This is a genomic window from Phormidium sp. CCY1219, from assembly GCF_035615515.1.
Lineage (GTDB): Bacteria > Cyanobacteriota > Cyanobacteriia > Cyanobacteriales > Laspinemataceae > CCY1219.
Genome location: NZ_JAJENT010000569.1, coordinates 1 through 12,590 on the forward strand (window position 1 = coordinate 1; position 12,590 = coordinate 12,590).

Below are 12,590 nucleotides of genomic sequence, written 5' to 3' on the forward strand. Positions count from 1 at the left end.
GGGGGCGAATTCCTCCCCATACATAAATGACAGGGGTTTCCATTCGCCCCCCTTACCAACCCCTAATTTTCGATGAGTCTTGCCGATGGGCTACAGGAAACGGCGAACAAGTAAGCAATTCTCGTTTCACGGGTTTCCTTGCCGATTCCCTATTCTAACTTCACTCACGATTGGCGAAAGGGTCCGATTCCCGTCGCACCCTCGCTTAGGTGAGACTCATAACTTCGCGTTGGACATGTTATCTGCTCAGGAGAAGCCACCTATGCTACACCGCAAGATTTATCAACTCTGTTGCGATGGTCGTGAGGTCAATATTTTCTTGCGGGATCAGCAACGTTGGATCGATGACGTTCGCATTCTCGATATCGAAGGAGATTTAGTCACGGTACGCTATGAAACGGACGAAGAAGATGAAATCTGCTCTTGGGAAGAGATGATTCGTCTCGAAAGCATCGGTGCCGTGAGTCAAAAAATAGCGTCGGTTCCTCGCGGCAATGTCGAACCTCTGGTTTCAGACGATTGTCCCGAAGCGGAACAACTTCCCAATCACTCTCCTGACTCGGATCGAGAATAACCGCATCCAAAGGATCCACGAGTTGTTGTCTCGATCGCAATTCCATCATCAGCTCGATCGGCTCCGATCCACTCGCCTCCGGTGTTGTCCCTACACCGGAGGCTCTGTTATTCGTTAAAATTCCCCACAGCAAAATTTTCCGCCGTCGGGTTCGGCAGCGGTGACGGTGTTGCACTCCAACCTAATATTATAACCCTAAAGCTCACATTTTAAAATTTTAATCCCCATTTGATTTCCCATCCAGTGAATGGGAGCGTACAACTCGTTAACATGCAAAAATTTCCCAAGCGGATTGCCGATTATTCATGTTCGGATTCACTATCCGTGGGGGTGGGTGAATTGTCTGGGGGCAAGGGGGGCACCATAGCGGCTTCAAACGCCGGACAATACCCTTCGGGCGTCACTTTAAAGCCAAACAATGGTGAAGCTTGATTCCAACACCGCTGCCCTCGATAGTAGCGACAGTTGCCGCAACAGTCGATATGGGTACTGACTTTGGCAGCGCTTCCTTGGGAGAGCACTTCCCGTTGGGAGACGCCACGCACCACTAATTCTTCCCCCTGCCAACGAGCTTCTAGTAAACCGGTGTCGGCAAAGTTTTGCCAGCGCGGATCGGCGGCGATCGCATCGGTGAATTGAAATGTCACCCTGCCGGCTTGTTCGCTTAACTCCCCTTCGTAAATCTCCGCCGGGGTGGCGGGTTGCAAAAAGGTTTCGCCTATGGGCAATTCTACCAGAGTCCCGGCTTCGGGAGTATGCAAGTGGTATCGATTTCGCAGTTCGTCTAAATTGGTCAGATCGGCGAGATAGGCGGGAGAACCATGCACGAAAATCACATGCTGGGGATGCAAGTTATGGATCAGTTGGGTGGTCCCATTGCCATCGCAGCGATCGGGGAGTAAATAGCTTTCCACCTGAATCTCAACTGAGGCGATCGCCTCTAACCCACCCGGTCCGTGTTCTAGGGATTGCCCGGGATACTCGGGCAGCAAAACCAGCCAAGACCTGTTTTCGCTTTGGCAGTAATGTTGCAGGTTGGCGTCGAGATCCGTCAGCACGATGCAAGGCGCTTCCCCGAGTAAGGGGCGGTTTTCGGGGTCAATCCGCCTCACCCGGGGTCGGATCCGTTCGTCCCAAAATAAGGGTTGATGTTTGGCAAAGTTTCGCACGGAGGTGGGAAGCTGCGGTAGCAGTTCTAAGTAAACGTCGCAGGCATCCGCAATGCTTCCATCCACCCAAATATCGATTTCTCGCCCGGTAAAATGATGATGACTCCGCAGCAGCATCAGCAGTTCTTGCCCTAACCCGAGGGTGGGGGTGGGCAGCAATACGGACTGTCCGCGATCGAGGGCCAAATCAATGCGTTCGGCAAGTTGGTTTTCTTGCGATCGCCGATGGGGAAATCGAGAGGTGCCGTAACTGCCTTCTACAATCAACACTTGCGGATCTAATCCGCGCAACTCTTCTAGGGGCAATCCCTCCACTAAGCGGGTGTTTGATAGGAAAAAGTCCCCGGTATAAACCACGGTGTAGGGGCGCGGGGTGTGCCCGGCGTCGCTATCGGGGGCGCTATAGGTCAGGCGAAGGGTAGCCGCCCCAGGCAAATGCCCCGCCGGAAATAATTCTGCCGTTAGCCCATTGAGAATTTCGATGGGGGTGCGCCAGGGTAATGCCTGACAAAACTGAATCGCCTCGCGTTCTACCTCCGGCCAATTGAGGTGCAATAGTTGGGTTGTCACCTCGGAGGCATAAATCGGTAACTGCGGGAATGCTTGGTGCAAGGGCCACACCCCGCGCGCGCGATCGCGGTGGGCGTTGGACACCAGCACCAGGTCTGCCGGCAGGGGGACCGATTCCTCGGGATTCGATTCTAACCCAACCTGTAACGGCGCGATATCTGCAAGACCACAGTCAAGGAGGATGCGATACGGCCCGATTCGCACCAGCAAACATACTCCTTCGTCTGCATGTCCTACGCTATATGCTAAACATTCAAGCTCCATCACGTTCGTATCGCATTCGCAATATTTGTGCCGAGTCTGCGTTGCACAGAAAGGTTCTTTGTCAGTTTTCGAGAACTGCAACAGTTTGGTTTGGGTTCACCCTCCGCCGAAAGCTACAATGCCGATGCCCGTCGCGCCCTAGCGCTCTTGGCACCACCATCGAGGTAAAAATTCTTCCTTTGTCCCCCCCTTTCCAAGGGGGGTAAGGGGGGGATAGGAGTAACGCAGTTGAGTGTGGAACATCTTTGTCTGTTGTTACTCGTTGAGCTTGCATAAATTTGATGCTACCAAGGAAGGTGGTCATCCTCGATACTTTTTTGCGGCTGCTGACAATAATTTTTCTGAAGCCTTTGGCGCGATCGCTTCGCCTGTTTCTCTCCCCTACCCGCTGGCTCTCCTCCCAAACTCCCGGCTTTTCTACATCTACTTTGCTTCTTTTTCCCCACTCTACTCTTCATAATTCGACTCGTTATTTAATATAAACTTTAATTTATGCTTACTATAAGCTAGCGAGGGAACGTCTGGCAAAACCCACGGATTCCAATCTGTAACCCTCATTCCTTTAGGCAAGGCAAAGGCAGTGAGGCGTCAGGCAACCCCGGAATGCTGGCAAATTTCCCACGGTCTTCGTTAGATACCTTGACTGAATATTGTCATTCAAACATATTTTTTATAAATTACCAAGTGTGCAAATTAAATGAATTTTAACCCGCAAAGGTTTCTGCCAAGATTACCCGGAGGACAAGACAATCGCGATCGCTTCAGGCGATCGCGGTTAAGGTGGGACAGTTCTCCCCTGCCTGTGGCCCTGGCTCAGGTGATACCCTATTCCCAAACCGATCGCCTAACGGCACTAGAACGAACGAATTAACAACTGTTAATTTAGACAAAATCAATCGGAAATTGTTAATTCTCAATTCTCCACTTTCTACCAAGAACCATGAACCACCCTGAATTTGACCGATTTTTCGAGTGTTGCGTTGGCACCTGGAAGAGCGAACGCACCTATCATTATCTGAATGCGGCACAAGTGGAGCGATCGCGCACCGAATTTACCGTTGCGCCGGTGGCTCCCGACCTGAAGCTGAAGGTACTCTCGGACAACCAACGCCCGCCCCATCCGGAAGTCGATCGCCTACAAGGCTATCATCTGGAATTTAATACCATTTCCGAAACCGGAGAACAAGTGGCCCAACAGCTCAATCTGCTGTTCGTCCCCACCCAGGGGAATGAGGAAACGATTGAGGGAGACTACTTGCGCGATCGGGCCTACGAAGAAGCCAAGCCGATGGTGGCTGATTTTCGCTTCCACATCCCCACCCGCGAACTGCTAATGACCACCCACTACACTCAGGTGGTGTCCGTGGATTCCATTACCCTGATTAACTCCCAGTTGCGAATCCGCAAAATTATCAACTATCAGCGCCCACCGGCGGGTCAGCGCCTCGACACCGTGCTGTTGGTCGGGTTTGGTGTGGAACGCAAGCAGACTTAATCCCTGGGAGTGACCCCTAATTTCTGGCGAATTTTTCCCGACAATCCCCTCACCGGGGATACTGTTGCGTTCGGGGCGCGATCGCTCTCACCCTTGAATGCAGGCGGTTTTGTCATCTCACGCCCAAGGACCCTAAAAAAACTTTACAAATCTTTACCTCTTAAATGAGGTTTGCAGTGTATAAACTTTCCCAAACTATGCCACACTATGATTTAACAGAACTCTGCCGAGGCTCCTCGCGAGCCAAAAATTAATTTCTGTCTGGCAGAATGTAAAGTTTTGTAAACTCATCGGCATATTTTCTCAGAAAATTTATTGCTAATCAGGAGAAAGTTGGAATGGCTTTTGGACCGGCATCGACCTTAGGGGTCAGCGGTTACGAAGATACACCGCCATTGGAATTGTGGCCCGGACGCTCGCAAGAAGAAATCGAAACCATCATTCGAGCCGTCTACAAGCAAGTGCTTGGGAACGCTTACGTGATGGAAAGCGAACGGCTCAAAGTGCCCGAGTCACAGCTCAAGGAAGGTAACATCAGCGTGCGCGAATTCGTGCGACAAGTGGGTAAATCCGAGCTTTACCGCTCGCGGTTTTTCGAGAACTGCGCCCGCTACCGCAGCATCGAACTGAATTTCAAACATTTTCTCGGTCGCGCTCCCGATGGCTACGATGAAATGAAAGCGCACAGCGCGATTCTCGACGAAAAAGGGTTTGAAAGCGAAATCGATTCTTATATAGACAGCGACGAGTATCAATCGGTGTTTGGGGAAGACATCGTGCCCTATATCCGAGGTTACAAAACCCAACCGGGTAAGAAAATGGTGGGCTTTACCCACGTTTTCGAGCTGTTTCGCGGCGCTTCTTCTAGCGACTTAAAAGGTAATTTATCGGGAAATCGACCGCGCCTAAATCGGTTGACGATTCAAGAAATTCCCACGCCGGTGGTGCCCCCATCCGGGGCCACAGAAGGGTGGTCTTTCCAAGATCCTCCCCGAGGCGCTCGCACCCGACATGGTGCAGGTGCGGACGATCGCGGTAAAGTTTACCGCATCGAAGTGACGGGCTATCGTTCCGCGAAGCAGGTGCGGCGGGTGTCGAAATTCCGGCGCAGCAATCAGGTGTTTTTGGTTCCGTTCGATCGCCTGTCGCAAGAATACCAGCGCATTCACCAAATGGGCGGCGTAATTTCGAGTATTACCCCGGTCAACTAATGGGCGCGGCGATGATGTTCGCCCCGCTTTTTTAAACAGCGCCTAGCAAGGTTTGAAGCGATCGGGCATCTGTTAAACCAAGAGCGTCCGTCAGGGACGCTCAACATGACAAATTTAACTTAGTTAACCCAACAAAAAAAGGAGAATCAAACATGGTTTTATGGGCGGTAGAAACCGAACCGGTGGAGTTGCGGAAAAATCCTACGGAAAGCGACTTGCAACTCGTGATTCGCGCGGTTTACAAGCAAGTATTGGGAAACGAGCATTTATTGGAGTGCGATCGCTTAATGAGCGGGGAATCCTTACTCCGCAATCGAGAAATATCGGTGCGTCAATTCGTGGGTTTGGTCGCCAAATCGGACTTGTATCGGGAGCGCTTTTTTGAAACGAACTCTCAGTCTCGTTTTATCGAACTGAATTACAAACATTTGTTGGGTCGCGCCCCCCAAGACCGAGAAGAGATTACCCAGCACGTTCGCATTTACAATGAACAAGGGTACGAGGCGGAAATCGATTCGTACCTCTACAGCGACGAATATATCCAAAACTTTGGCGATGCTATCGTTCCTTATGCCCGTGGCGTTCGCACTCAACCGGGCCTGAAAAATGTTAGTTTTAATCGCATGTTTTCTTTGGTACGCGGCCCTTCGAGCAGCGATAGCTATCAAAACGCGAAACTGATTATGGATTGGGGGGCCAATCTGCCCACGGCGATCGCGTTTCCCCTGACGGGAATGGGTGGCTATTACAGCAACACGCAAAAGCGCTTTCGGATTGAAGTCACTCGAGCCGGTATCGGTCCGCGCGTGAAACGGAGTAACAAAACCTATGAGGTCGGTTACGACCAATTAAGTGCCAACATCCAAAGCATCCAAAAAGCTGGCGGTAAAATTCGCAGCATTATTGAGGTGCATTAGATTTTTCAGATTGCTTAAAAAACAACTAAAAAGGGGTAAAACGCGCTGGCAGTTATGAGGCGCGCACCATTACAGTTTTTCTTGGCTAAAGTTGCAAGGGGGGGGGAAACTGTAGTAACTTTAGCCAAAATTTTTAATAGATTACATCAGGTCAACCGCTAAAACTGTATGGTTGAGTACAAGATTGAGGGCTGGATATGAACGTGAATGAATTTGTGGCCAAGTCGATTGGCAAGTGGCGATCGCAGCGCAGCGGTCATCATCTCGCTTTCAGTCATTTTGAAGAAATCCGCTCGACGATTGATATCGTTGCTCTCGGTGCAGATGACCGGGAAGTTCTAGACCTGTGCCAAGCATATAATATCGATCCAGCACTGGCTAGCAGTCCGTTTAAAATGAGTTGGGCGGGGGAATCTGATTGGGATGAAGACGAGAAACTGACTGGCAGTTGCGTGCTGGTTCCCATTCCGGAGTTAAAACAGCTCCGTAGGGGGAAATTATTGCGATCGCAAGGCTACGCCGAAACCATGCCCGCAGTGGGTCATTACCACATCACCGAGGACGGAACCTTTGTTTTATTAACCGAATACGACCGGGCGATGGCGGAAGAACGGATCTGGTTTGCTACCCCAAATCTACGCTTCCGAGTCAGCGCCATTAAAACCAGTGATGGTAATGGGGTAGTCACTGCTTCTTTTTCTTCGGAAATTCGCGCGATTTCCGCTTAATTTTTCGGAATTTATTACTCGATAGCGCGCATTTTTGTCAACGATTCAGCAACCCTTTTTATGTCTGACCATCAAACCGTTACCAATTCCACCAATCTGATTACTTTATCCCAGTGGATGGCCGGACATTTTAGCAACCAAAAGCAATCCCTGGAAAACCCCACTCTTTACGCCCACATTCACATCTATTTTCGTCCGTTACCCCAGGAACGGTTTGCGGGGATTTGGTTGTATTCCGAACAGGTTTATGACTACGATATGTGGAGTCCTTATCGGCAAGGGGTTCATCAATTGGTGGATTTAGGCGATCGCATTTACATCGAAAACTACGGTCTAGATGATGGATTGCTCTATGCCGGTGCGGCGCGAGAAGTCGATATCCTCGAAACCATTACTCCAGAGTGTCTCAAACGGCGATATCACTGTTCGATGGTTTTCCACCGGGAAGGCGATTGCTTTTTGGGTCATGTGGAACCGGGGAACCAATGTTTTATTCATCGCAACGGATGCCAAACCTATTTGGTAAGTGAAGTGGAACTGACAGAAACCACTTGGGTCAGTTTAGACCGAGGGATGGATGTCAATACTCACGAACCGGTTTGGGGGTCTGCTGCTGGACCGTTGCGCTTTGAAAAATGGGAAAGTTTTGCTGAGGAAGTGCCACAGGTGAAATAATCTCTCCCTCGGCACGTTCTCGGGACAAATTATCGAGAAAGCACTGCCAAATTCAATTGAATAAAAAGATGCTGCCACCACAAGCTTGCAAAAAGATGCAATGCTGGATTCGCAGTCGGCATTTAATCTGCTCCGGCAACTTTTTTATCTTTGAAACGGTGGAGTATTCTACTGTAGAACGATTTGCCGATTGTGTCAAGAGTTTGGGCGGAACTTTAATCTCGGTCAAGCCGCTAAAAAAAGTTTGGATCGGCAATCACCGTCAAGTGATTCTTTACCAAGCAAAAGCGAGTTTGCATACGCCGCACCATGACTTAAAACAGTATTGGTTTAAATACGGCGGGTTTTATACTCGCTTTGACGAACGAGTGGGTCGCTCTCGCCTGCAAAGAATTTAAACCCTCGGTTGAGCAGACTGGAAAATTAACAGTGAAGGGTAAAGTTGATTGGAAAGGGGATATAAAGCATTTGGGGGTGGTAAAATACAGGTTTAGAGACGGCAAAGCGTTGGGTTAGTATGGGTTATCAACCCGGTTGGTTTACCCAATCGTAGAGACGCGATTAATCGCGTCTCTACAGCAACCCATTTGATATAGAACCCGGTTTTGGATTCCCTGAATTAAAAAGATGCCGATGACGCTGTAGCAGTTTGGATGTCTGCTGAATTTCGGCCATTTTCTCAGGATAAAGCGGACATCAAAAGCGGATGAAATTGTCAATTTCACCCGTAAGCATGCAGTGGAATTTTTCCGCCCGGGGGTTATGGCGATCGCTTCTCGGAGGCTCCTTCTCTCATCTGAGTGAGTGTGATAGCTGAGATAAAGCGCTTTGTGCCCCTTCGCGCAGGTAAGGGTCGGCGTCTTCTCGATTGGCGATCGCAGAGAGTGCATCTGCTGCTTTCGGATCGGCGATCGAACCTAATGCCCCGATCGCCGCCACCCCAAGGGCGATATCCTCGCTTTGGAGTGCGGCGATTAAAATCTCTAATGCCGGTGCGCCGATGGTACTTAGCGCGCCCACCGATGCCAATTTGACTACCGGATCCGAGTCGTAGAGACCTTTTTCCAGGGCCTCTAGACTCTCTTGCTCAAAGGGTACTTCCGGATACTTCAGGGCGATCGCCGCCAAAGCTTTCGCACAACTGGCGCGGACCGTCCCATTTTCGCTTTCGCGCAATCCATTGACTAACGCATCCACCGCATCCGGACCGATGACGCCCAAAGTTTGCACCGCAGCGCGACGGTAGACCACATTGTCATCGGATAAAATGGCCATCAGTTCGGGAATCGTTTCTTCCCGGGGTTCTTTTGCAATGTCGCGCATGGCCCGTTCCCGGAGGCGGGGATTTTTATGTTTGAGTTGGGGAAATCTCACCGAGGCGCGATCGCTGGAGGGGGCTGTTTTGACCGAGGTATCCCCCACCGTCACCTTAAGGATTTTTCCCCCTAAACGGTGAATCTGCTGCAGGGTGGTAGACATGCGCGCATAGGGCACGGTTATGGTATAATCGCTGCGGCGCATCACCGATTGCGCGCGCACACCCGTGACTTGAATTGTCACCGGGCGAGAGTTGTAATCGCTAATTGTATTCCGTTCCGGAAGCATCATCGCCGTTGTCTCGCGTTTTTTTAACCATCATTTGACTACAATGATAGGGCATTGGCGGTTAAATTGGCTTTGGCGCGCAATAAGGGATGAGTGTCTTCGGTAATGAATTGAGGAATGCTCGAGTCGCCGAGTTGCACTAATGCCATTAAGCAGGCATATTGCAATTCCCAAATGGGAGTTTCGCCGGCAGTTTTTAGCTCCTCTATCGCCCGTTTGTCGCCTAAATGTCCCAGGGCGATCGCTGCAGCGGTGCGGGATTTTTGGAATTGCGGGCGTTTGTTGTGCAGAGACTCCACAAGCACTTTATAAGCGGGTTCGTATTGCAGCCAGCCTAATAGTTTAATAACGTGGTAATGGGCACCGTAATCGTTCCAAGCTTTTTCTACAAAGGTATCGATTAGCGCCGGGGGTGCTGGTTGGGGATATAAATCTAAAATTGCTTGACTGGCAAGATAGCAGCGACCAAAATCTGTATGATATAATTCGTTAATTAGGAAGTCTAATGCGGGGGGTTCGGGATAGTCGTGGACGAGGTTGAGTTCGTCGGGGCGATCGCGAATTACCGCATCTAAACTCGGTTCGATTTGCGCGAAGGTTAGTTCCCCGGTTGCCATTCCCGTGGTGGCTAAATGGGCGATTCCGCGTATGCGAAATACCATCGAAATCGGACAGGCGGCAATATCCGGCATTGCGGCATAATATCGAGCATCCATTAAGTCTTGAATGCAGGCGCGGCGGGCGTTGATGTTGGGATGCTGGAGGAATTGCACCACTTCTGGCATTCGGCTGGGGTCGTTTTTGAAGCGAGAAACCGTGGCGATCGCGGCACTGGCGACGGTGGGGTCTTCAGCGCAAGTAAAGGGGAGAATTGTATCTAAAGCGGCGCGATATCCCAGTTTGGCCAATCCGTGAATAATGATGCGATGAATTTGTTTTGGATCGGACAATAATTCGGCAATTTCTGCTAAAATTGTTTCATCATCGGTGCCGATTTCGCCGATCGCCCACACGGCATTTTCTACGGTGTAAATATCCGGGTCGTGCAAGCACTGGCGAATGGCCGGGATTGCCGAGGAGGCTTGCAATCGTCCCAAGGTTTCGATCGCCTTGCGTCTGGCAATTCGGCTATCGAGATCTGCTTCACAATCACCCAGGGTGTCGATGAGCGCGTTAATCGCTCGTTCGCTGGGAAAATTGACTAAATGAGCCGCCGCAATATAGCGATCGGATTTATCTTCGAGTTCGTGGGTGGGGGTTCGCAATAAGGCGATCGCCCGCTCTTCGCTCAATCCGGGAAAGATGTTAGAAAAACGCCGATCCATAGGTCAAGAATAATTTTAAACGTTCTGTTGGCTCATCGCCTCAGAGAAATACCTAGAGAACTCTTGGCAGTTCGCGTTACCCGCCGGGGGTAAACGACAAGCGTCGAGTTCTCTAAGTTAAACCATTCGCATCAATAAATCCAGCCAGTCATCGGGGAAGGCAATGCCCATCGGAAATTAAGCAAGCTATTGATAGGCATTGCCCCCCTACTTGCCGCCAGTTTAGAGAAGTGAGGGGCGAATTGCGTCAGTCCGAATGGGGGAAAACGGCTAACGCAATCCGCGTGGGTTGGTTGAGAGCAACCTAAGACAGAGCGTTGATGGCGTAGTCCAAATAGGCGCGGAACTCGGTGAGAGCTTGCGCGGACATATCGCGCGGCGCACAAGCGCGATCGCGGGTGTATTGGAAGGCGGTGACATAGGCTGCGGTGGGCAGATTCAACGCGCGATACACTTCGCGAGCACCGGCAATGCCCCACTCATCCAGCGGACCGGTACCGCCAACCACCAAGCAGTAGTTAATCAGGCGCATGTAGTGGTCGATATCGCGATAGCACTTTTTCACCTTGACATCGCTATCTCCGGCTTCCCCCGATTCTTTCAGGTAAGGATACTTCTTGAATACCGCATCCCCCGCTTCTTTGACGACTGCTTCATGTCCGGCAGCTAACTTTTCGGCGGCTTCCAAACGAGCTGCCGCACGCTGAATGTTTCCTTGCACCGATTCTAAATCGGAACCGGTGGGAAAGCGCGCTGCGGCATCCGCAGAGGTCACAACAGTGGTCACAACCGATTTCATAAGTCTGAAGGTCTCCTGAATACAAGTTTGACAAATTCAACTAGGGTGGTTGAGGTTATCTCCCGAGGAAAATTGGGGAGATTTCCACTCGCCTGGAAATTAGCTCAGTGCTGCAGCCACTTTGTCGAAATAGCTAGCCGCTTCCGCCGTTAAGGAGGAGCAATCGCCATCGGGAATGTTGTCCATTTTGCGCCCCGAGGCGTTGTTGTTGATAAAGGCGATCGAAGCCGCTTTCATAATGTTGACGGCGCGCACTGCAGAGGCGAGGGGTACCCCCAAGGCGATGTAGGTTTCTTTCAGACCATTTAAGCAGCGATCGTCGAGTACCGACGAATCCCCTGCGAGGAGGGCGTAGCAAACATAGCGCAGGATGATTTCTCCGTCACGCAAGCAAGCTGCCATCCGACGGTTGGGATAGCAATTCCCACCGGATTGAATCAAGCCTTGGTTTTCGCAAATCATCCCGGAAACTGCGTCGGAGACGATGCAGCTTGCGTTGCTCGAAATGGAGTTCACCGCATCTAGGCGCTGGTTGCCTTCGGCGATAAAGCTTCTGAGACCTTGTAATTCTTCAGAACCGATATAAGCGGTCTTGGCGTCAGCCGCCACCACTGCTTTGGAAAAGGCGTCTAGCATTAAAATCTCCTTATCGATCGAATTTTCTTTGCTATGCTAACCACGCCGGTCAAGCGAACTTGACCTGCCACCCTCGAAGATAGGGGAAGCTGCAATCTTCAGTCTCATTTATGAGAAAGAAAGTAATATTTTTTAATATTTCGCCCGGTGTCGCATCGGGCCGATCGCCCCGTGGCGATCGCCTCTATCCGGGGCGTTTGGGTCTTTCGCTAGACTTTTCTACCTGCTTCAGCTTGGGGACAAATGCCGATTGACCGATGATTGCGCGATCGCCACCCCTGGTTTTTGCCGGTTCGTTTCTGAGACGCGCAACCCAGACCCCTACCCCCCCCCGAAACCGATGGCGATCGCTTCTACACCAATTCTGCGATCGCATCTCCATCGGGTGGCAGGGAATCAGCCAAAACCCAGCCCACCCACGGATAAACACTGCATTTTCTCCCTCTGTCTGTCTCACGTGAAGCATCAAATTGCGCGATCGCTCATACCCTTTTTCTTTAACCATGAAACCGTTAAGATACCCCCTTAGATCCCCCTCCCCTCTCCCTCGTATCCCCCCCTTACCCCCCTTGGAAAGGGGGGGGACAAAGGAAGAATTTTTACCTCGTATCCCCCCCCTTAC

14 protein-coding genes are annotated in these 12,590 nt (G+C 50.9%); 8 read left to right on the forward strand and 6 right to left on the reverse strand.

The window, feature by feature from the left end:
* Positions 1–262 precede the first annotated feature (262 nt).
* A complete protein-coding gene (locus LKK83_RS15720) occupies positions 263–574 on the forward strand; it encodes a DUF6679 family protein (RefSeq protein WP_324632164.1) in 312 nt (103 codons plus the stop codon).
* A 299-nt stretch (positions 575–873) separates the two neighbouring features.
* Here the strand turns inward: LKK83_RS15720 and LKK83_RS15725 are convergent, their stop codons facing one another.
* Entirely contained in the window at positions 874–2,577 is a 1,704-nt protein-coding gene (locus LKK83_RS15725; RefSeq protein ID WP_324632165.1) for an MBL fold metallo-hydrolase, read from the reverse strand.
* Between the two features lie 697 nt (positions 2,578–3,274).
* Between LKK83_RS15725 and LKK83_RS15730 the strand changes: the two genes are divergently transcribed.
* The 7 genes from LKK83_RS15730 to LKK83_RS15760 all read left to right on the forward strand — a co-directional run bounded on the left by LKK83_RS15730 (position 3,275) and on the right by LKK83_RS15760 (position 8,001).
* A complete protein-coding gene (locus tag LKK83_RS15730; protein ID WP_324632167.1) occupies positions 3,275–3,448 on the forward strand; it encodes a hypothetical protein in 174 nt (57 codons plus the stop codon).
* Between the two features lie 69 nt (positions 3,449–3,517).
* Positions 3,518–4,072 (forward strand): phycobiliprotein lyase, encoded by a 555-nt coding sequence (locus LKK83_RS15735; RefSeq protein ID WP_324632168.1) that lies wholly within the window; start codon positions 3,518–3,520, stop codon positions 4,070–4,072.
* 338 nt (positions 4,073–4,410) lie between these two features.
* Entirely contained in the window at positions 4,411–5,283 is an 873-nt protein-coding gene (locus LKK83_RS15740; protein ID WP_324632169.1) for a phycobilisome linker polypeptide, read from the forward strand.
* 152 nt (positions 5,284–5,435) lie between these two features.
* Positions 5,436–6,200 carry a phycobilisome rod-core linker polypeptide gene (locus LKK83_RS15745; RefSeq protein WP_324632170.1) on the forward strand — a complete coding sequence of 255 codons (765 nt, stop codon included), beginning with the start codon at positions 5,436–5,438 and terminating at the stop codon, positions 6,198–6,200.
* A 197-nt stretch (positions 6,201–6,397) separates the two neighbouring features.
* Positions 6,398–6,928, forward strand: a complete 531-nt coding sequence (locus tag LKK83_RS15750; protein WP_324632171.1) for a phycobiliprotein lyase — start codon at positions 6,398–6,400, stop codon at positions 6,926–6,928.
* Between the two features lie 60 nt (positions 6,929–6,988).
* The gene (locus LKK83_RS15755) at positions 6,989–7,603 is read left to right on the forward strand and encodes a chromophore lyase CpcT/CpeT (protein WP_324632172.1); all 615 of its coding nucleotides are present in this window, start codon (positions 6,989–6,991) and stop codon (positions 7,601–7,603) included.
* A gap of 95 nt (positions 7,604–7,698) precedes the next feature.
* Complete coding sequence (locus LKK83_RS15760; RefSeq protein WP_324632173.1) at positions 7,699–8,001, forward strand: CpeR family transcriptional regulator; 303 nt, start codon at positions 7,699–7,701, stop codon at positions 7,999–8,001.
* Between the two features lie 394 nt (positions 8,002–8,395).
* Here LKK83_RS15760 and LKK83_RS15765 read toward each other — a convergent pair whose 3' ends face one another.
* From LKK83_RS15765 to LKK83_RS15785, 5 genes are all read right to left on the reverse strand, one after another.
* Positions 8,396–9,211, reverse strand: coding sequence for a HEAT repeat domain-containing protein (locus tag LKK83_RS15765; RefSeq protein ID WP_324632174.1), 816 nt, complete (start codon positions 9,209–9,211; stop codon positions 8,396–8,398).
* 35 nt (positions 9,212–9,246) lie between these two features.
* Positions 9,247–10,533, reverse strand: coding sequence for a HEAT repeat domain-containing protein (locus tag LKK83_RS15770; protein ID WP_324632175.1), 1,287 nt, complete (start codon positions 10,531–10,533; stop codon positions 9,247–9,249).
* Between the two features lie 304 nt (positions 10,534–10,837).
* A complete protein-coding gene (locus tag LKK83_RS15775; RefSeq protein WP_324632176.1) occupies positions 10,838–11,332 on the reverse strand; it encodes a bleomycin hydrolase in 495 nt (164 codons plus the stop codon).
* Positions 11,333–11,431: 99 nt separating this feature from the next.
* Positions 11,432–11,968: a bleomycin hydrolase gene (locus tag LKK83_RS15780; RefSeq protein WP_324632177.1), complete on the reverse strand. Its 537-nt coding sequence runs from the start codon at positions 11,966–11,968 to the stop codon at positions 11,432–11,434.
* 184 nt (positions 11,969–12,152) lie between these two features.
* Complete coding sequence (locus LKK83_RS15785) at positions 12,153–12,473, reverse strand: hypothetical protein (protein WP_324632178.1); 321 nt, start codon at positions 12,471–12,473, stop codon at positions 12,153–12,155.
* Positions 12,474–12,590: the final 117 nt, after the last annotated feature.

What these genes read in the sequence shown, in the direction of transcription:
- LKK83_RS15720 (WP_324632164.1), top strand. Translation starts at nt 263, where the DNA reads ATGCTACACCGCAAGATTTATCAACTCTGTTGCGATGGTCGTGAGGTC.
- LKK83_RS15760 (WP_324632173.1), top strand. Translation starts at nt 7,699, where the DNA reads ATGCAATGCTGGATTCGCAGTCGGCATTTAATCTGCTCCGGCAACTTT.
- LKK83_RS15730 (WP_324632167.1), top strand. Translation starts at nt 3,275, where the DNA reads ATGAATTTTAACCCGCAAAGGTTTCTGCCAAGATTACCCGGAGGACAA.
- LKK83_RS15745 (WP_324632170.1), top strand. Translation starts at nt 5,436, where the DNA reads ATGGTTTTATGGGCGGTAGAAACCGAACCGGTGGAGTTGCGGAAAAAT.
- LKK83_RS15755 (WP_324632172.1), top strand. Translation starts at nt 6,989, where the DNA reads ATGTCTGACCATCAAACCGTTACCAATTCCACCAATCTGATTACTTTA.
- LKK83_RS15765 (WP_324632174.1), bottom strand. Translation starts at nt 9,211, where the DNA reads ATGATGCTTCCGGAACGGAATACAATTAGCGATTACAACTCTCGCCCG.
- LKK83_RS15740 (WP_324632169.1), top strand. Translation starts at nt 4,411, where the DNA reads ATGGCTTTTGGACCGGCATCGACCTTAGGGGTCAGCGGTTACGAAGAT.
- LKK83_RS15735 (WP_324632168.1), top strand. Translation starts at nt 3,518, where the DNA reads ATGAACCACCCTGAATTTGACCGATTTTTCGAGTGTTGCGTTGGCACC.
- LKK83_RS15750 (WP_324632171.1), top strand. Translation starts at nt 6,398, where the DNA reads ATGAACGTGAATGAATTTGTGGCCAAGTCGATTGGCAAGTGGCGATCG.
- LKK83_RS15770 (WP_324632175.1), bottom strand. Translation starts at nt 10,533, where the DNA reads ATGGATCGGCGTTTTTCTAACATCTTTCCCGGATTGAGCGAAGAGCGG.
- LKK83_RS15780 (WP_324632177.1), bottom strand. Translation starts at nt 11,968, where the DNA reads ATGCTAGACGCCTTTTCCAAAGCAGTGGTGGCGGCTGACGCCAAGACC.
- LKK83_RS15775 (WP_324632176.1), bottom strand. Translation starts at nt 11,332, where the DNA reads ATGAAATCGGTTGTGACCACTGTTGTGACCTCTGCGGATGCCGCAGCG.
- LKK83_RS15785 (WP_324632178.1), bottom strand. Translation starts at nt 12,473, where the DNA reads ATGGTTAAAGAAAAAGGGTATGAGCGATCGCGCAATTTGATGCTTCAC.
- LKK83_RS15725 (WP_324632165.1), bottom strand. Translation starts at nt 2,577, where the DNA reads ATGGAGCTTGAATGTTTAGCATATAGCGTAGGACATGCAGACGAAGGA.